The organism is Halobacillus andaensis (assembly GCF_014636475.1).
In the GTDB taxonomy this organism is placed as follows: Bacteria; Bacillota; Bacilli; order Bacillales; family Halobacillaceae; genus Halobacillus_A; species Halobacillus_A andaensis.
This window is the reverse complement of the sequence record NZ_BMEL01000001.1, coordinates 506091-524413: the sequence shown is the minus strand read 5'-3', so window position 1 is coordinate 524413 and position 18323 is coordinate 506091. Positions and strand designations below refer to the sequence as shown.

General features: G+C 39.0%; 22 protein-coding genes. 4 read left to right on the top strand and 18 right to left on the bottom strand.

Annotation, left to right across the window (positions count from 1 at the left end; translation table 11 throughout):
* Positions 1-28: 28 nt before the first annotated feature.
* From IEV27_RS02765 to IEV27_RS02705, 13 genes are all read right to left on the bottom strand, one after another.
* The gene (locus tag IEV27_RS02765) at positions 29-277 is read right to left on the bottom strand and encodes a DUF2584 family protein (protein WP_188375921.1); all 249 of its coding nucleotides are present in this window, start codon (positions 275-277) and stop codon (positions 29-31) included.
* A gap of 22 nt (positions 278-299) precedes the next feature.
* Positions 300-3416 carry an AAA family ATPase gene (locus IEV27_RS02760; protein ID WP_188375920.1) on the bottom strand — a complete coding sequence of 1039 codons (3117 nt, stop codon included), beginning with the start codon at positions 3414-3416 and terminating at the stop codon, positions 300-302.
* Between the two features lies 1 nt (position 3417).
* Positions 3418-4572 (bottom strand): exonuclease SbcCD subunit D, encoded by a 1155-nt coding sequence (locus IEV27_RS02755; protein ID WP_188375919.1) that lies wholly within the window; start codon positions 4570-4572, stop codon positions 3418-3420.
* 103 nt (positions 4573-4675) lie between these two features.
* Positions 4676-4894 carry a YozE family protein gene (locus IEV27_RS02750; protein WP_188375918.1) on the bottom strand — a complete coding sequence of 73 codons (219 nt, stop codon included), beginning with the start codon at positions 4892-4894 and terminating at the stop codon, positions 4676-4678.
* Positions 4895-4978: 84 nt separating this feature from the next.
* Complete coding sequence (gene tatC / locus IEV27_RS02745) at positions 4979-5746, bottom strand: twin-arginine translocase subunit TatC (RefSeq protein WP_188375917.1); 768 nt, start codon at positions 5744-5746, stop codon at positions 4979-4981.
* A gap of 73 nt (positions 5747-5819) precedes the next feature.
* Positions 5820-6002: a twin-arginine translocase TatA/TatE family subunit gene (gene tatA / locus IEV27_RS02740; protein WP_188375916.1), complete on the bottom strand. Its 183-nt coding sequence runs from the start codon at positions 6000-6002 to the stop codon at positions 5820-5822.
* A 14-nt stretch (positions 6003-6016) separates the two neighbouring features.
* Entirely contained in the window at positions 6017-6235 is a 219-nt protein-coding gene (locus IEV27_RS02735) for a twin-arginine translocase TatA/TatE family subunit (protein WP_188375915.1), read from the bottom strand.
* 115 nt (positions 6236-6350) lie between these two features.
* On the bottom strand, positions 6351-6938 hold the full coding sequence (gene mobA / locus IEV27_RS02730; protein WP_188375914.1) for a molybdenum cofactor guanylyltransferase: 588 nt from the start codon (positions 6936-6938) through the stop codon (positions 6351-6353).
* Entirely contained in the window at positions 6935-7429 is a 495-nt protein-coding gene (locus IEV27_RS02725; RefSeq protein ID WP_188375913.1) for a dihydrofolate reductase, read from the bottom strand. Before IEV27_RS02725 ends, mobA begins: the two co-directional genes overlap by 4 nt.
* 20 nt (positions 7430-7449) lie before the next feature.
* Positions 7450-8406 carry a thymidylate synthase gene (locus IEV27_RS02720; protein ID WP_188375912.1) on the bottom strand — a complete coding sequence of 319 codons (957 nt, stop codon included), beginning with the start codon at positions 8404-8406 and terminating at the stop codon, positions 7450-7452.
* Positions 8396-9022: an HD domain-containing protein gene (locus tag IEV27_RS02715; protein WP_188375911.1), complete on the bottom strand. Its 627-nt coding sequence runs from the start codon at positions 9020-9022 to the stop codon at positions 8396-8398. Before IEV27_RS02715 ends, IEV27_RS02720 begins: the two co-directional genes overlap by 11 nt.
* A gap of 9 nt (positions 9023-9031) precedes the next feature.
* Entirely contained in the window at positions 9032-9886 is an 855-nt protein-coding gene (locus tag IEV27_RS02710) for a DUF72 domain-containing protein (RefSeq protein ID WP_188375910.1), read from the bottom strand.
* 56 nt (positions 9887-9942) lie between these two features.
* Positions 9943-11613 carry a formate--tetrahydrofolate ligase gene (locus IEV27_RS02705; protein WP_188375909.1) on the bottom strand — a complete coding sequence of 557 codons (1671 nt, stop codon included), beginning with the start codon at positions 11611-11613 and terminating at the stop codon, positions 9943-9945.
* A gap of 180 nt (positions 11614-11793) precedes the next feature.
* Here IEV27_RS02705 and IEV27_RS02700 point away from each other — a divergent pair, with 180 nt between their 5' ends.
* Positions 11794-12468 (top strand): queuosine precursor transporter, encoded by a 675-nt coding sequence (locus IEV27_RS02700; RefSeq protein WP_188375908.1) that lies wholly within the window; start codon positions 11794-11796, stop codon positions 12466-12468.
* Positions 12469-12486: 18 nt separating this feature from the next.
* Positions 12487-12870 carry a ribonuclease HI family protein gene (locus IEV27_RS02695; RefSeq protein ID WP_188375907.1) on the top strand — a complete coding sequence of 128 codons (384 nt, stop codon included), beginning with the start codon at positions 12487-12489 and terminating at the stop codon, positions 12868-12870.
* A gap of 7 nt (positions 12871-12877) precedes the next feature.
* Here IEV27_RS02695 and IEV27_RS02690 read toward each other — a convergent pair whose 3' ends face one another.
* From IEV27_RS02690 to IEV27_RS02680, 3 genes are all read right to left on the bottom strand, one after another.
* On the bottom strand, positions 12878-13180 hold the full coding sequence (locus IEV27_RS02690; protein WP_188375906.1) for a DUF6123 family protein: 303 nt from the start codon (positions 13178-13180) through the stop codon (positions 12878-12880).
* A gap of 129 nt (positions 13181-13309) precedes the next feature.
* Complete coding sequence (locus tag IEV27_RS02685; protein ID WP_188375905.1) at positions 13310-13804, bottom strand: isoprenylcysteine carboxyl methyltransferase family protein; 495 nt, start codon at positions 13802-13804, stop codon at positions 13310-13312.
* 1 nt (position 13805) lies between these two features.
* Positions 13806-14891 carry a type III polyketide synthase gene (locus IEV27_RS02680; RefSeq protein ID WP_188375904.1) on the bottom strand — a complete coding sequence of 362 codons (1086 nt, stop codon included), beginning with the start codon at positions 14889-14891 and terminating at the stop codon, positions 13806-13808.
* Between the two features lie 193 nt (positions 14892-15084).
* Between IEV27_RS02680 and IEV27_RS02675 the strand changes: the two genes are divergently transcribed.
* Together IEV27_RS02675 and IEV27_RS19955 are read left to right on the top strand one after the other, a co-directional pair.
* A complete protein-coding gene (locus tag IEV27_RS02675; protein ID WP_188375903.1) occupies positions 15085-15483 on the top strand; it encodes a hypothetical protein in 399 nt (132 codons plus the stop codon).
* 3 nt (positions 15484-15486) lie between these two features.
* Positions 15487-15621, top strand: a complete 135-nt coding sequence (locus IEV27_RS19955) for a hypothetical protein (protein WP_268235621.1) — start codon at positions 15487-15489, stop codon at positions 15619-15621.
* A 28-nt stretch (positions 15622-15649) separates the two neighbouring features.
* Here IEV27_RS19955 and IEV27_RS02670 read toward each other — a convergent pair whose 3' ends face one another.
* Both IEV27_RS02670 and IEV27_RS02665 read right to left on the bottom strand, forming a co-directional pair.
* Positions 15650-17143: a carboxypeptidase M32 gene (locus IEV27_RS02670; RefSeq protein ID WP_188375902.1), complete on the bottom strand. Its 1494-nt coding sequence runs from the start codon at positions 17141-17143 to the stop codon at positions 15650-15652.
* 17 nt (positions 17144-17160) lie between these two features.
* Complete coding sequence (locus IEV27_RS02665) at positions 17161-18294, bottom strand: THUMP domain-containing class I SAM-dependent RNA methyltransferase (RefSeq protein WP_188375901.1); 1134 nt, start codon at positions 18292-18294, stop codon at positions 17161-17163.
* Positions 18295-18323: the final 29 nt, after the last annotated feature.

Below are 18323 nucleotides of genomic sequence, written 5' to 3'. Positions count from 1 at the left end.
GACAATTCATCATGCGCTTTGAGTTCATTTAGTTGACGGAATGCAATGAAATTAGGCGGTATTTGCAAATCGTTGTATTCTTCCTTAAGATAAGCTCTTCTATTTCTCCTGAACCAATTTGATCTGAACGAATATGTCGTTTAATTTCAATCCTTTCATTCATAGGAAATAACTTATACCCATCAAAAGTAATTTCGAATAAATTGTCATTAGGTTGAACTCTTTTCTCTTTACCTTCCGTGATCAGTGTCCATTCCATGGATAATGGTGTTGACATAATGATCCTCCCCTTCCAGGTCTTATTGAAATGCCATTTGCACTGTGGAACCTTCCGGACCAGAGTGGATGTGCAGCTTTGCAGGAATTTCCTCTTTTAACTGGGGAACGTGGGAAATAATTCCTAACATTCGATTCCCATCTTGAAGAGTTCTTAAGCATCCAATGGCTTGTTCTAATGATTGTTCATCTAACGTCCCGAACCCTTCATCAATAAACAGGGTTTCCAATTGAACACCTCCCGCATGTGATTGAACGACATCAGCCATCCCTAAAGCTAAACTTAAGCTTGCTTTAAAACCTTCACCGCCTGACAGCGTTTTAACGGAACGTTTTTGGCCCGTGTGGTGATCGATGACTTCAAGCTCCAATCCGCTTTGAGCCCCTCTTTTAGCTAAAGCATCGCTTCGCAGCAGCTGATAACGGTGGTCCGTCATTTGATCCAGGCGTATATTTGCTTGTACTAAAATTTCATCTAGATAAGAAGCCAGCACATACCGTTCGAGCGAAAGTTTTAAAGCGTTATCGCCACGAGCCAAATTAGAAACTTCTGCTAAGTCGTAATAGCGTTCAGCAAATTCCTTTTGTTCTTCGATTAAACTGGCCATCGATAACAATATATTTTCATTTTGCCTATAAACTACCTGAAAATCATGAAGCTCCTTTTGTTTATGATTGACTTTCTCCTTATGCTCTTCATATGCTTGTTTCAATTCATCTAAAACTGGTCGTTTCTCTTCTTTCAACTTCGTTTTTATTTCCGTTAAACGATCATGTACTACGGCCTTTCGCTGATTAAACTCATTCAACTTTTGGCTTAAAATGTTCATCTCCGCTTCTGTTAAAAGGGCTTCTTTATATGCAGTGACTGTATCAAAATTAAGTTGGTCAAGCGTTTGATTAAATTCTTCTGCCTTATTTTGATACATTTCTTCAACTTCAACCAAGTAGCGTTCTAATTCGTCTTTTTTTGTACGCATTTGTTGGACTTCTTCGTGTTTTTGAGTATAATCTTTTTGAATATTCTCCCAGTTTTTCAACGAATCATGAAGCTTTTGTTCTGCCTTTTTAACAAACTCATTCATCTCACTTAAATCAAATGTTGGAAACGCATAATTCGATTTCAAATTTTCGATTTCGGTTTGGCGAGCTACTTTTTCCTCAGCCCACTTTCTAAGTTGATTGTTCACATCTTCTTCCTGTTTCGTTAACTCGTTCATCTGGTCTTCTATTTTAGAAAGCTGATCAGCTGCTTCATGAATGGTTTTAAGTTCTGTTTCCAGATGAGTTAAACCTTCCGTGTTGGTTCGTAACTTCTCCTCTAATTGTTGAGCAGCTTGTTGTAAAACTTCAGTGGACAAATCACCATCGATAAGTGAATGTACCTCACCATACAACGTGTCTACCAATTGTTTATGACTTTCCCCTTCTGCTCTAGCTGAGGTCATGGATTCATGCATTTTTAAGTACTTTTGTTCCTGCCGATCATGAGTTTGTTTAATAGCATCCATTTCTTCATTCGATAATACTCCTTTAGGCTGTGTAGCTAAATCGGGGTGTTCACATGAGCCGCAGACAGGACAAGGAGATCCACTGTCTACCTCTAAAGCTAAATGGTAAGCCCGGTGCTCTTTTAGTTTTTCTACTGCTTCATCATATTTTCTTTTCAGTTCTTCCTTTCGTTCCCTGGACTCATCCGTTTCTTTCTTCAGTGATTGATAATTTTCTCTTAACTGCTGCAGCGTGTTCCATTCCTTCATTAACCGATGCAAGCTTGAAAGATTTCTTTTTTCTCGTTCTGTTTTCTCTTTTAGGTCAAACACCTTTGAAGTTATTTCTCGTTCTTTAAAAGCCAATTGGCTTTTCTTCTCTCTTTCTTCCGCAAGTTGTTGTTTTCGAGAAGACAGATCGGTCAGCCGTTTATTAAACTGATCTTGCTTTTGGTCAATTTGGGTAACCTTTTGTTGAATATCCAGCAAACTCTCCAATTTACCTTGTGCTTCTTTTGTCTTTTGAAGCTCTTCTTTAAGTTGGTCTCTGACACTTTCTTTCGCTTTTTCAGCCTCATATTCTTCTTGAGTACGTTTGAATCGCGTCTCCATATCTTTTAAAACGTCGATGTTTTCTTTTAAAGAGGCAGCAAGCTTATCCAGTTCCTGCTTTCTTTCATGCATTTGGCGTTCATAGGGTTTTAGTTCATGTGCTTTCTTCCCAAGGTGCAGCACCTCAGCTTCACGATCCATTTCTGATTGCTGCTGATGAAGATCTTTCTGTTCTATCATTAAGCGATCCAGTTCTTTGTAAAGCTCATCGATCGTTTTGGCATGATAATAGCGGTCTTGTACTTTATCCAGCTGTTCAGATAGGACGCGTAATTGATCTTTGACTAGTTTTTTCTCTAGCTCCTGACGCTCAAGCATTTCCTCTAACTTCTGAATCACTTGATGAGGATCTTCAGGAATTTCCACTTGTTCTTCAGAAATCCAATTGATTTTTTCGATCTCTTGCTCAATTTTCCATTCAAACTGTTCCATGTCTTTTTCTAAGGATTTCTTTTGTTCGCGTAGATGGTCCGTTAACTCCGAATAAAACTGTGTGCGAAAGATCTTTTGTAAAATCTCTTCTCTTTCCTTACTATTTTCTGATATTAACTTACGAAACTCCCCTTGAGGGATCATAATCATTTTTCGGAATTGATCGTAATCTAAACGAAGTAATTCTTCGATCATCTCATTCACTTCTTTAATTTTCGAAGCTAATAACCGTTCCTCCCCATTATGCTGCTGGTAAAGGTGAGCTTTTGTAGGCTCTTCTTTATAGCCTTCACCACGCTCTTTTTTTCTCCATTGTTTCGGCATGCGCTCGATTCGGTATTGTTTTCCCCTAAGCATAAAAGTAAAATCCACTATTGTTGTATCTTCTTCATTGGAAAAGTGACTTTTTAATGTGTCCTGATCTCGATCTGTTCCGCTCGCTCTACCATATAGAGCAAAACACATAGCATCAAAGATTGTCGTTTTGCCTGCCCCTGTAGGACCTGTCACTAGAAAGATCGTTTCACTTCCTAATTGTGAAAAGTCAATCGTTTGCTTCTCTTTAAAAGGGCCAAATGCTTTTACGGTTAAATGTAGAGCTCTCACGTTATTTCCCCCTCTCTTTTAAACGCAAGTCTTCAATAGCGCTTTCGATCATCGATTTCCTTTTATCTGGAAGTTCGTCCTGTTTAATCTCCTGATAAAATGCAGAAAAAAGATCCAATGGCTCGAGCTTCTGTCTCGCTTTTAGTTCTTCTAATGACTCCTGTTGTCTATGTGGTGACAACGCAGCTCGTTCAAGATGAAGAATGTTAGGATACACTTTCCTTAGTTTTCCCATAGGATCTAGAATCGTTCCTTCATCTAAAAGTCGCACATGCAAATAATTTTCTCGATGATTAGCAGCCTCCCCTTCCATTAATTCAGAAAAGTAGCCTTCTACAATTTCAAAGTCCCTTCGGGGCACGAGCGGGATTTTCTCTACCGAACATTCATCCTTATTTTCTAAATCAATCAGCGTGACTGACTTATGATGATTTACCTCTGAAAACGAATATTTAAGAATCGAGCCACTGTACCGGACGGTTTCTCTTAGAATCTGCTGAGCTTGATGCAGGTGACCAAGCGCTACATAGGAGAACTGATCAAACAAAGAAGCGTCAACGTACGGGGTGCCTCCGACCATCGACAAGCGCTCTTCAGATTCTGATTCCATGCCGCCAGCAATGAAAGAGTGCCCCACCCACACATGACGCTCACTCATATCATAATGTTTCTCAATGTGTTCAATAAGCTTTTCAGTTGCTTGCTGGTGACTTTTAATCGAATCGTCTTCAAAAATATAAGCAACTTCTGCAGGTTCGACATAAGGGATGAGATGAAAATGAACAGGCCCCCATTGATCATGAATCGTAATTGGTTCATATTCTTTGGTTAGCTTCGTTTCTAAATACAAGTTTTGTCTTCTAAAAAGCTTAGCTCCAAAATCCAGGCGGTCCGGACTATCATGATTTCCTGTGATGGCTAATACAGGAACATTTATTTCATTGATTAATTTAGTCAGCGTTTGGTTTAGCAACTCTACTGCTTGTTTAGGTGGAATCGAACGATCATACAAATCTCCTGCGATAATCACTACATCAGGCTGTTCTTTTTTTACGATCGACATGAACTGCTCTAAAATGTAAGCTTGATCCTCAGTCATATAAATATTGTTAACAATCTTACCTAAATGCCAATCCGCTGTATGTAATATCTTCATGTTCCCCCAACTTTCTTTTCCTAATATATATCTTCATTATACTAGATCGTAAGAAGCCTTGAAAAAAGAAAAGATACCTTTCACAGGTACCTTTTTCTAATAATTAATCTTCTTCAATTTGATAAGCATCGTATAATCGATCAAATACACTTAGAGCATTCGTAAATGGTATATTCCACTCCAAGTAGCTGCTAATTTCATTGTACGATGTCGCTTGTTTAGGAAAACTATGATCCTCGAACATCCACTCCGCAAGTCTTTTCTCTTCATCAGCTTGGATATTCCCTCTATATCTCATCATGTAGTGATAGAACGACCGCATTTCTGTTCCTCCCTCACCGGAATACTTTCGTATAGTTTTATCATGTTTATTAGGAAGAAGCAAAAATAATGAAATCGTTTGGTCTTATCTATCATCGTCTACATCTTCCATAAATTCTTGATGAGCCTTCAGCTTCTTACGATACACGACCCTCGAAAGCACAATACTTACTTCATATAGTAAAATGAGAGGAACAGCAACAACAATCTGCAGTATAAAATCCGGAGGAGAGATCATCGTTCCTATGATAATAAGAACAAAATAAGCATATTTTCTAATTTTTGATAACAATTCCGGATTTATAATACCTAAACTTGTTAAGAACATGACAATGATCGGTATTTCAAAGAGCAATGCAAAAGGTATCGTTACTCGAAAAACAAAACGGAAATAACGTTCTACTGTAAATAATTCATTGAACATCCCATCATTAAGTGATAATAGGAAAGGTAAAATTAATTGAACAAATACGGTGTATCCAAACGCTAAGCCTGCTATAAATAAGAAGAAGACAGCTGGGATATAAGCAAGCGATACCTTCTTTTCTTTTGGCGTTAATGCCGGCTTAATAAAAAGCCACAATTGCAAACACAACATAGGCAATGAACCAATGAGAGCAATAATACTAGCCAGCGTAAAGTAAATCCAAACGATTTCTCCAGGACTGGTTACGCTTAACTGAATAGGAATATCATCTTCTAAAAATCCATAGATTTCTCTAATGTATATAAACCCTGCAATAAAGAAGACGACAAAAGAGAGAAGCGAATAAATGATCCGCTTCCTTAGCTCACTCAAGTGATCGGTCATATTCATTTCAATATCTTGACTACTATTTTTAGGTTCTGACATGTGTAAAAACCTCCCTGGCACTATACAAGTGCCGCGACATAAAGAAGATGTAAGGGTAGCCCCTTACATCTTCTTATTTTTCATTTTTATCTTTGGTTGATTGATCATCTGACATCATATCTCCAGCTGCTTTTTTAAACTCTTTCAGCGAGCTTCCAAAAGCTTTACCGATTTCCGGCAGCTTGGCAGGACCAAAAATAACCAATGCTATAATCAAAATGAGCAAAAGACCTGGAACGCCAATATTTGATAACATGGATCAACACTCCATTAGGACGATTTATTATTTGAATGGCTATCGTCTATAATATTTTTTGTTTCCGTCACATCATCTTTTACGTCTCCAGTGAGATCACGAGCGGACTTTTTAAACTCGCGCAGCGTTTCCCCAGTAGCTTTACCAATCTCCGGAAGCTTTTTAGGTCCGAAAATAACTAAAGCTATCACTAGAATCAAAATTAAACCAGGGATCCCAATACTTGAAAGCATGTAGGTCACCTTCCTTATGGTAAGTATCTTGTCTTTCATTTGAACCTGAAACTATGTCTACGTTAATCCTGCGTCTATCATATCACGTTTGTGTACCCTTGTCTTTATTCTATTACTAATTTTTCACATATCGCTGTGCTAGTTCGTATTCTTCTTTTGTATTCATGTTGAAGAAATGCCAATTAAGCTTATTCTCTTCCAGGTTAAATTGGTCTACAAATGTCACATTACATTGATCGAACAAGGATTGCATTTTACGTTCCCCATCCTCAAGTAATTGCTTACACTCTTTTTCCAACGATGTAGCATAGACGCCTGCTAAAGGTTGAACTTTTCCTTGATAAACGGGAATCACCGCATCAACATCATTAGAAAGGTGAGCCATTAAGCTTTCAATTACATCACGATCAATAAAGGGTGTGTCACAAGCTGTTACATAGACATATCCCGTCTTTGCTGCTTTTAAAACGGCGTGTAAGCCTCCTAAAGGTCCGTGATCTTTAAAATCGTCGGCAACGTAAGTCGCTTGTAAAGGAAGAGGAGTGCTTCGATTAATCATAACGGTTGTAAAAGATCGCTGTAACGTCGTAAAAATACGTTCAATCACAGTTTGGCTTCCAAGTTGCAATTCAGCTTTATCTTGTCCCATCCTCGTCGAACCGCCCCCTGCCAAAACGGCTGCACTTAACTCATTATTCGTCATGGTCTCACTCGATCATAGATTCTAAAATAGTATTCATAGGGGTTTTTTTCATCTTTAACCCCTTTCGTTTCCTCAATCAAATGCCAATCCGCTTCTTCGTACTCTGGAAAGTAAGTATCCCCTTCGAAGGAATGATCGATATACGTCATATACATCCGATCGGCATAGGGAAGCATTTTTTCAAAAAGAACACTCCCGCCAATAACGAACCACTCTTTTTCAGGATACGTCTCATTCAAGCGAATGATCTCATCAATCGAATGGTAGGTTTCACATCCCTCGACTTCGTAATCGGGATTTGACGTTACAATAATATGACGCCGTTCAGGAAGAGGTTTCCCAAACGATTCGAACGTTTTTCTTCCCATGATAATCGTGTGACCCCATGTTTTTTCTTTGAAAAACTTAAAATCACGGGGGATGTGCCACGGCAGATCGTTATTCTTACCAATTAATCGATTTTTATCCATTGCAAATACAAAAGAAATCATAGCTTCACCTCTATCCCTTGTTATACCGCTACTGGAGCTTTAATACCAGGATGCGGGTCATACCCTTCCACTTTAATGTCTTCCATTTCAAAGTCAAAAACACTTTCTTTACTATCATTAAGCGAAAGCGATGGTGCTTCTTTTATTTCTCGTGATAATTGTTTATTAATTTGTTCCACATGATTGGAATAAATATGGGCATCACCCAGCGTATGAACAAATTCCCCTACCTCTAATTGACATTCTTTAGCAATCAAGTGGGTTAATAAAGCATAGCTTGCGATGTTAAAAGGGACGCCTAAGAAAATATCAGCACTTCTTTGATACAGTTGACAAGAAAGCTTTCCGTCAGCTACATAAAATTGAAACATCATGTGACAAGGTGGTAAAGCCATATTAGAAGGGACATCCTCTGGGTTCCAAGAGGTAACGATATGTCTTCTTGAATCTGGATTATGCTTAATGTTGTCAATAACATCCTTTAATTGATCGATCGTTTCTCCACGTGAAGTTTGCCATGCTCTCCACTGCTTACCATAAACGGCGCCAAGATCACCAAAACGTTCACTAAATGAATCGTCCTGTAAAATCTTCTCTTTAAAGATTCCCATTTGTTCATCGTATTGGGCTTTAAACTCTTCATCTTGTTGACTGCGCCTTCCGAAATCTTCCATATCCGGACCATCGTACTCCTCACTCTCTATATAAGATTGAAAAGCCCACTCGTTCCAAATATTGTTGTTATGTCTTAATAAATAGCGAATGTTCGTATCCCCTTTTATAAACCATAACAGTTCACTAACAATTAATCGAAATGGAATTCGTTTCGTTGTTAATAAAGGGAAACCTTCTTGGAGGTCGAACCTCATTTGATAGCCAAACAACGACTTCGTACCCGTTCCTGTTCTATCTCTTTTGACTGCTCCTTTATTCAACACTTCTTGACATAGGTTTAGATACTGTTCTTCATTTGTCATTGTGCTCACCTGCTCTTTCTGCGCTGTTCCATTCACTGTAAAATTGATTCAAATAATTCTCCATAAAAGCGTGTCGCTGATTTGCTTCGATTTGAGCTCTTCTTGTGTACATCCCATCGCTGAGCTTTAGCAGCTTATCATAAAAATGCTGGATAGAAGTTAAAGAATCAGCGGCTTCATCATAAATCAATTGATTCCTCATTCCTCCAAAAGCAAAGGTCCTCGCTATTCCTACAGCCCCTATGGCGTCTAAACGATCCGCATCTTGAACGATTTTTCCTTCAATGGTAGCAGGAATCTGCCCTTTTGAAAAAGATATACTTTTAATGATTGTTAATAGTTCTCTTCTTTTCTGTGCTTCCACCTCTAATGAAGTTAGAAAATCAATTAATTCTCGATAGGCAGCTTCTGTATCGTCATACAGTTTGGTATCCCCGACATCATGAAGCCAGCCGGCCAGCTCTGCTGTATAAGGATCGGCTTCTTCGTCTAATGCAATCTCTTTTGCCCAATGAGCCACTCTTTTCATATGATAATAATCGTGCCCCGTCGGGTCGGATGAAAACTGCTCATATACATATTTCCTCACACTACATAAAACGTCTTCTTTTTCCATAGTTCACCTCTAAAACTGAAAGAGATCCATTTGTCTCGGATTAAGGTCGGTATACTCAATATTAAGCATATCCTGGAGCTGTTTTGCATTATCTGCGGCGTCTCCGCCTGAATTATTATTAAATAGTAAAGTCACTTCTTTTGTTTCTTTCTGCAGCCGCTTCACTCTTTGCGCCCATTCTGTTAATTCTTCATCATTATATCGATAGAGAAAACGGACCTTGCGCCAATCTTTACGTCCATTCTTATTCCAACCATGTACATTTCTCCCATGAAATCTAACAAGAGATTGAGTGGGGTGTGTAGTTGCTTCGACTAACGGTACAGACCCTTCTCCAGCTTGGGGTTCATCACAAATGGTATGAATCCACTCGTAGTCTTTCATAAAATCTAAAGTTTGGACTCTATATTTCTTGTGAAACCACGTTTGATTTCTAAACTCTAAAGCCAGAGGGTATGGTTCCAGCCATTCTCTTATTAACCTTAATTTTTGAATATGTTCTTTCCTCACATCAAACCAAGGGGGAAATTGAAAAAGCAATGATTGAACTTTACCAGCCTCAACAACCGGCTGAATAGACTCTTCATATGCTTTCACAAGGTCTTTTGCTTCTTGTACGGTTCGAGTTTGACGGTCATGCCCTGTCAATTGTTGAAATGCTTTAATGACAAATGAGAAATTGTTCGGTGTCTGGTTCAACCATTTTTCATAATGGGTTCTGGGTTGAATCGCATAAAAAGCTGTATCTACTTCAACAACAGGAAAATGAGAAGCATAAACCGAAAGCTTCTCATCCGGTCTTGTCTGATCCGGATAAATAGAAGCATGGTCGCCCCAGCCCGTTACACCTATTTTTATAGTCATCCTTCTCCCCTTCCCAGCAAATCGAGTATTCAGTATTCTCGTTCTAAAAATTACCGTTAAAACAAACCTGTAATTGTTCCATTTTCTTGTACATCCATATTCAAAGCAGCCGGTTTTTTAGGAAGTCCCGGCATTGTCATTACCTCTCCAGTTAAAGCTACAATGAATCCCGCCCCTGCAGAGACACGTAATTCTCTCACCGTCACAGTAAATCCATTGGGACGCCCTAATAAAGCGGGGTCGTCAGAAAGAGAGTATTGAGATTTCGCCATGCATATAGGTAAATGATTATGACCGTAATCCTTAATTTGTTTCAGCTGCTTTTTCGCAGCCGATGTAAATTCAACATGACCGGCACCGTAAACTTTTGTGGCAATTTTATGAATCTTTTCTTCCACAGGATCATCAAGGTCATACGTATATCTCATAGAACCTTGATCTACTTCACAGCAACTCATTACTTTTTTGGCTAAATCTAGTCCTCCTGCGCCTCCCTTAGTAAAAACTTCTACTAAAGACACCTCAGCACCTTGCTTTACACACCATTCTTTTAGAAAATTAATTTCATGATGGGTATCTGTCGGAAATTGATTGATGGCAATCACAAAAGGCAAATTGAATTGTTCAATGGTCTCCATATGTTTCTTTAAATTATCTACACCACGTTTTAAAGCAGCGACATTTTCCTCCGATAAATTTTTCTTATCCACACCGCCATGCATTTTCAAGGCTCTAATCGTAGCCACGATTACAACAGCATCGGGTTGAAAATTACCTGCTCTCGCTTTTATATTTAGAAATTTTTCTGCCCCAAGATCTGCACCAAACCCGGCTTCCGTAACAACATAATCTCCTAGTTTAGCAGCTGTTTTGGTAGCCATTAAACTATTACACCCGTGAGCGATGTTTGCAAACGGGCCGCCGTGTATGATTGCTGGCGTATTCTCAATAGTTTGAACTAAGTTCGGCTTAATCGCTTGATGGAGAAGCAAGGTTAGAGCTCCTTCAAAACCTAGCTGTCTTACTGTGACTGGTTGTTTATCATATGTGTACCCGATAATAATCTCAGCTAGGCGTTTTTTTAAATCTTCCAGGTCGCTAGCTAAGCAAAGGATAGCCATAATCTCAGACGCTACCGTTATTGTAAAACTGTCTTCACGAGGCACCCCTTTTACAGGTCCTCCAAGCCCAACAATTACTTCACGAAGAGCACGGTCATTTAAATCCATCACTCGCTTCCAGCCAATGCGTCTAGGATCGATATGTAATTCATTTCCTTGATGAATATGATTATCAATGAACGCTGAAAGTGCGTTATTTGCAGATGTAATTGCGTGCAAATCACCAGTAAAGTGCAGGTTAATATCCTGCATCGGTAAAACCTGAGAATATCCCCCTCCACAAGCTCCCCCTTTGATTCCCATGGTTGGACCAAGAGAAGGTTCTCTTAAGGCAATAATCGCTTTTTGATTAAGCTGACATAGAGCCTGTCCCAAACCAACGGTAACCGTCGATTTTCCTTCCCCAGCAGGTGTCGGATTAATCGAAGTGATTAAAATAATTTTTCCATCTGGTTTGTCATTCATGTTACTTACAATGAGCGAAGATAATTTCGCTTTATAGTGACCATAAGGTTCCCAATCATTTTCTGATAAATTTAATCGTTCCGCAATGTTTTTAATCGGGGACATACTAGATTGTAAGGCAATTTCAATATCAGAGTTCATCTTAACAGCTCCTTTAAACGAACAGTCTACTTCTATTGTACCCGAAGACCAGCCAAATTAAGAATAGGAATTTCCTAATCCTGTCTATTGCAATCCCCGGCTGTTAAACGTATAATGATAGGCTGTTGCTGCGCGGTTCGAAAACCTCCCGCGACACCAAAACTAAGGAGGAATAGTTATATGAGCAACGAATGGATATGGATTTTGTTTGCCATCGTCAACTTTAGTTTATTACTAATAGTTTATCGTATCTTCGGTAAATCAGGCTTATTTGTATGGATAGGTATGTCTACAGTGGTCGCTAATATCCAAGTAGTAAAAACAGTTGAATTATTTGGTTTAACCGCTACACTAGGAAATATTATTTATGGCACTGTCTTTTTAGCTACTGATTTAATCAATGAAAAGTACGGGAAGCGAGAAGCACAAAAGGCTGTTTGGATGGGATTTTCCACCCTCATTATTTTAACCATCATGATGCAGATTTCCTTATCGTTCACCCCATCTGAAGCAGATATAGCCCAGCCAGCTCTAGAAGTATTATTTGGCATTGTGCCTAAAATAGCTTTAGGAAGCTTAATTGCTTATATTGTCAGCCAATACTTCGATGTTTGGCTCTATGCCAACTTAAAAAAGATATTTACTTCAGACCGCACACTTTGGGTTCGAAATAACGGAAGTACGATGATTAGCCAACTGCTTGATACGGCTATCTTTTGTGGTATAGCCTTTTACGGAGAGTATCCACTTGATATTTGGTTCGAGATCTTTTTGACAACCTATCTAATCAAGTTTATTGTGGCCTTAATTGATACACCATTTTTATATACAGCCAAAACATTCCACCGTTCTTAACAAAGGGGCAAGTGATCTATGATAGAAGTTTATACCGATGCAGCCACAGCCGGCAACCCAGGACCGAGTGCAGTCGGCATTTATATAAAAGATCGTCACAAATTCAGCAAATACCTCGGCTCCTGTTCCAACCACGAGGCTGAATTTCTTGCGGTCATCTATGCGTTAGAATACTGCAGTCAACATTACAGCGGGGAAATTATTTCCATACGCAGCGATTCGCAGGTAGTTGTTCATTCAGCTGACACGGAGCATTGTAAGAATCCAGCCTATGCTCCCCTGTTAGGAAAAATTTTAGCTCTTCATCAGCACTTTTCCTATGTATTTTATAAATGGATTCCTGATAAAGAGAACAAACATGCAGATCGTCTTGCTCGTGAAGAATTGAAGAAGAACCAGTAACTACTTATTAGGAACTGGTTCTTTTTTTTGTTTCCATATTTGATAAACCGCGTTCTTCCAATGATTGATACGCCGACTTTTTCGATATGATGGAACGATCTGCTATATGCTCAAGCAAACTTATGTAAAAGCTAGGATCGAACTTTTTCTGAAACTTCAGCGTCATCTGAAGAGCTAAAATGACCTTCCAGTCTTCCGTATTGGTTGAATTTTTGCCAAAATAAACAAAATGTACATCCTCGTCAGACAGTTTGAACCCCTTTGACCATAAGTCTTCCAAGTAATAAGCTAATGAATAAGTTGGCTTCATAACATTCTCCTTATCTTTAAAACCTGTATCGACAAAATTCGCAATACTTCTATTATACAAAATAAATAGCCAAGTGGGAATCACTTGACGTCAATCGGTGAACTGTTTTTTTTCATATTTAGAGCAAACTTAAAATTTTCCTGACAACGCACGTTCTTCTGCGGGAATACGGATCACAAGAACAAGCAGGTGCAATAATGGAAATAGCAGAGCCGTCACAAAAGCTTGAAATAGCAGTGGAATCACCAGCAATTCAAAGAAGACGATCATGTAATTAGGGTGCTTGACGTATTGGTAGGGTCCGCGCTCAACAAGAGGCTCATCCGGAATGACGATAATCCTCGTATTCCACTTCCTCCCGAGTGAAGCTATACACCAAACTCTTAAACCCTGCAAGATCACAAATAGAGCAATTAAGAAAGGAGATAACCATAAAACGCCTCCCTTAAGAATAAACCACTCAAAGAAAATGGAAATAAAGAAAAGGGTGTGAAGCCAAATAAATAAATGATAATGCTTCGCCTCTACTTCAACCCCTCCACGACTCATCATCCACCTCTTATTTAGCTTTGCAATATATAACTCCGCCAGCCTCTGTAAAATTAAAAAAATAAATAACCACATCTTAAACCCACTCCAGACTTACGATTTCTGATGAAAAACCAGGTCCTAAAGAGGTCATAAAAGATTTTGTCCCTGCTGAAGGTTTCCCAAGCATAACTTGATGCAATACAAAATGGACCGTCGGAGAAGACATATTGCCATGACGGGATAGCACATCTTTTGAATAGGATACGGCTTGATCAGAAATTCCTAGAGTTGAAACAAAAGCTTCGATCACTTTTTTTCCACCAGGATGAGCGACAATAAAAGGTAAGTCAACTGCCGCCATGTTTAATTCTGCTAACCTTTCTTCCATATGTCCTTTCCAGAAACTTTCCACGAGTTTAGGGATGCTTTTTTTAAATATAACTTCAAAACCTGTATTCACTACTCGCCACCCCATAACGGATTGACTGTGAGGTTTTGTTTTTGTGCTTGATGAAGTCACTTTAGGTACAGCCGTAATCTTTTGATGCAGCAGCGGTGAATCTTCTCCTACTAATAACAAAGCAGATGCCCCGTCCCCAAATAAAGCAGCTCCCACAAAATTACTTACTCTTGTATCATTATGTTGAAAGGTCACACTGCATAATTCCGCGCAAATGATGAGGACATTACTTTCAGGCGCCCCTTTTAAGTAATCAAATGCTTTACCTACGGCATTTGTACCTCCAGCACATCCAAGGCCAAATATTGGGGTGCGTTTAATATTCTCACGCAGGCCTAGTTCATCTATTAAATAAGCATCAATGGTAGGAGTAGATATTCCAGTAGAAGACACGAAAAGAATATGGTCAATTTCCTTAGGATCAATCTCTCTTTTAATAAATTTACGGTTAGATAAACAGCTCAAAGCCGCCTGTTTACTATAGTCAATCACCCGCTCACAATAAGAGGCGTTCACTTCTTGAAGCTGGCGTTCTTTTGTATACCATTCTAATGGGAAAGCTAGTTGGCGAGTTTTAATTTCACTATTGCTAAAAATCGGCATTAATTTTTGTTTATCCGTTTCTTTAATAGGAAAGACCTTTGCAATCAGCTCTTGAATTTCCTGCTGCTTATAATTATATTCCGCTTTCTGGATACTGCATGATAAAATAAAAGCCATTTTTCAATCCACCTCTTTAAGAATAAGGTGGCTCAAATCACTCGAATTATACGAAATAGCTGGTGTGTACCATTAGGAACATTAAACGTATGTTGAGAATTTTCTATATATTATTACAATTGTTGGATTAGTTTACATTTTTTGAAAATACAGATAAACTACACAATGAATCTTACATAATGGGGATAACACAATGAAACGATGGATGATTATTTTAGGAGTGTCTACTTTACTCGTCGTAACAGGATGTAGTTCAAACGCTGGAGATGAGTCTAATGACAGCAATGAATCTGCAGATTCAGGTTCTGAAGAAGAAAATGAAATAAAGAAAGATATTTTAAACTGGCAGAAGAACATGGCGAACACACTGCGCCCTGAGCAGTCTCAAATTACGAACTTTGAAACTATGCTGGGCGATGAAGAAGCAGATGAAGAAACGGTCAAAGAAGCTGGAGAAAATGCTAAAACAGCTGCTAAAGATGCCTCATATAAAGTCGTTGATTATTCAGTCAGTGAAGATATTAACGATGAAGTAGCGGAAGATATTAAGCAGGCCCTGCCGTCTCTTCAGGAATACTATGAAGAAATCTAATACATGTTAGAAGAAAACATGGATGAAGCCGATTTAACGAACGCGAACAAATTATTTGATGAGTTTCAGCAACAAATGGATAAAATCTTTGAAGATGCTGACCTTCGACCAACCAACTTAAAAAACGAATTCTCATAAAAAAGAAACCGCTTTGCGGTTTCTTTTTCTAAAAGCGATAAATATGTTTATATTTGTTTCGTAGATAGTTCACTAAATCGTTCGGATTAAGTCCTTCCCCTGTAACCTCTTCTAAAATATCTAAAGGTTTTTTCATTTTTCCGTATTGATGAATACGATTTGAAAGCCAGTTTTTAATAAGCTGGAAATCTCCTGATCTTACGGCAGCCGAGACGTTTACATCTTTCCTCATAGCGCTATCGAATTGAGCAGCATACATATAGCCTAAAGCATATGACGGAAAGTAGCCAAAGTCCCCTCCTGCCCAGTGAATATCTTGAAGAACTCCTGTCGAATCACTGTCTGGTACGACCCCTAAGTACGTTTTCATTTTTTCATTCCACAATTCAGGCAGCTGTTTCACCTCAATTTCACCATTGATTAAGGCTTTTTCCAGTTCATAACGAACCATGATGTGAAGACAGTAAGTCAATTCATCCGCCTCAATACGGATGAGAGAAGGCTTCACTTCGTTCACCGCTAGAAAAAAGTCATCGAAAGAAACTTGTTTAAAACGATCAGGAGCATGAGATTGAAAAAGCGAATAATGATTTTCCCAAAACTCTCGGCTGCGCGCTATAAAGTTTTCCCAGAACAACGATTGAGACTCATGAATACCCATCGATGTACCTGTAGCTAATGGGGTAAAAGATAAATCCGGATCAATATTTTGTTCATAAAGGGCATGGCCCCCCTCATGAATGGTTCCAAAAACAGCTGTCCGGAAGTCTCTTTCATCATATTTAGTTGTTACGCGTACATCATTGGTATTCAACCCTATAGCAAAAGGGTGAATGGTTTCATCGAGACGTCCTGCGTCAAAGTCGTAACTCATTCTCTTAAGAATTTCTTCACTAAACGCTTCTTGTAAATGCTTAGGAAAATGGCCTTGTAAAATAGCGGGGTCTGGCGATACCTCTGACTCTTGAATTTTTGTTAACAGCGCGGCCAATTCATCCCGCACCTTAGGAAATACTTGGTCCAGTTGTTTAACCGTTACACCCGGCTCATAATTGTGCAGCAATGCATCATAAATATGGTCTTCGTATCCCCAAAGCTCCGCAAATTCGCGATTATATCGAACAAGCTCTTCTAAATAAGGCTGGAAACTCTCAAAATCATTATTCTCTTTTGCTTCTGCCCATTTAGACTCCGCAGTCGTTTGAAGCGTTACAAATTCCTTATACAGCTGTGTAGGAATTTTATTCGTACGATGATACGTTTCCTCTGCTTCACGCAGTGCTGCAATTAATTTTGGGTCGGAAGCCGTTTTTTTAAGCTCGTCTATATAGAGTTTAATTTCATTACACGTTTGAATTTCATGAACTTTTTGGGAGAGAACGCCAATCACTTCCGAGCGGTTTTCAACCCCTTTTTTTGGGGCTTTCGTACGCATATCCCATGCCATTAAACCAATGGCTTCTTCATAAGAAGATTGTTCTTTTAACAGATTCCAAAATTTTTGTTCAGTGGAAAAACTCAAATGAAACTCCCCCTCATTTATTGTTTCTTACCGAAAAATTGATAGTAATCCGTTTTTATAAAGCCATTAAATAACTTCCGTTTCTTTGTGGCCTCTCGCCCATAAAATTTTTCGAATTTTTCATTAGACGTAAGAATATAAACGCTCCAAGAAGGATAATCTCTCATTCTCACTCCTAAATCACGATACATATTTTCTACTTCTTCACGGTCACCCATTCTCTCTCCATATGGTGGGTTACCTATAAGATATCCATTATCTTTTCTAGGATTAAAATCTTTCACCTGCATTTGTTTCCACTTCACTAAATCTCCCAGTCCGGCCTCCATTGCATTTGTTTTTGCAATTTCAACCATTTCATGACTGATGTCTGATCCTGTAATATCAAGCGGTTGATCATAATTCGCACAATCTTCTGCTTCTTGAAAGGCTTCATCCCAATGAGAGTCTTGAATGAAGTTCCAGTTCTCAGAAGCGAACTCACGATTAAAACCGGGGGCAATATTTTGCCCAATTAACGCAGCTTCGATGGGGATCGTTCCTGAACCGCAAAAAGGATCGACAAAAGGTTGGTCAGGTTTCCAATTTGTTGTTTGAACCAGAGCAGCAGCTAATGTTTCTTTAAGAGGTGCTTCCCCTTGCCCTACTCGATAGCCTCGTTTATGAAGTCCGCTGCCTGAAGTATCAATCGTAAGTAGAACCTCATCTTTATGAATCGCTACCTCAACTCGATAGAAAGCTCCTGTTTCTTTTAGAATGGAAGCTACACCGTACTTTTGCTTCAAGCGTTCAACAATTGCTTTCTTTACTATAGATTGGCAGTCAGGTACACTGTAAAGTTTAGATTTAACCGATTTACCTATTACAGGGAATTCACCATCTTCTGTAATGAATTGTTCCCATGGTAAAGCCTTCGTGCTTTCAAATAGTTCATCAAAGCTATAAGCTTTAAACCTTCCTACTAGCAAGCGAACACGGTCAGCCGTTCGAAGCCATAGATTGGATCGTGGAATGGCGGATACAGGAGCCTCAAATAGTACGCGTCCATTCTCAACCTTCACATCTTCATATCCTAAGTCTTTTACTTCTCTTGCCACAAAAGCTTCTATTCCCATGGCAGCTGTCGCTATTAATGTTACATTCGATGCCATCCTTAGCCTCCTAAAGTTACTCTAACTAT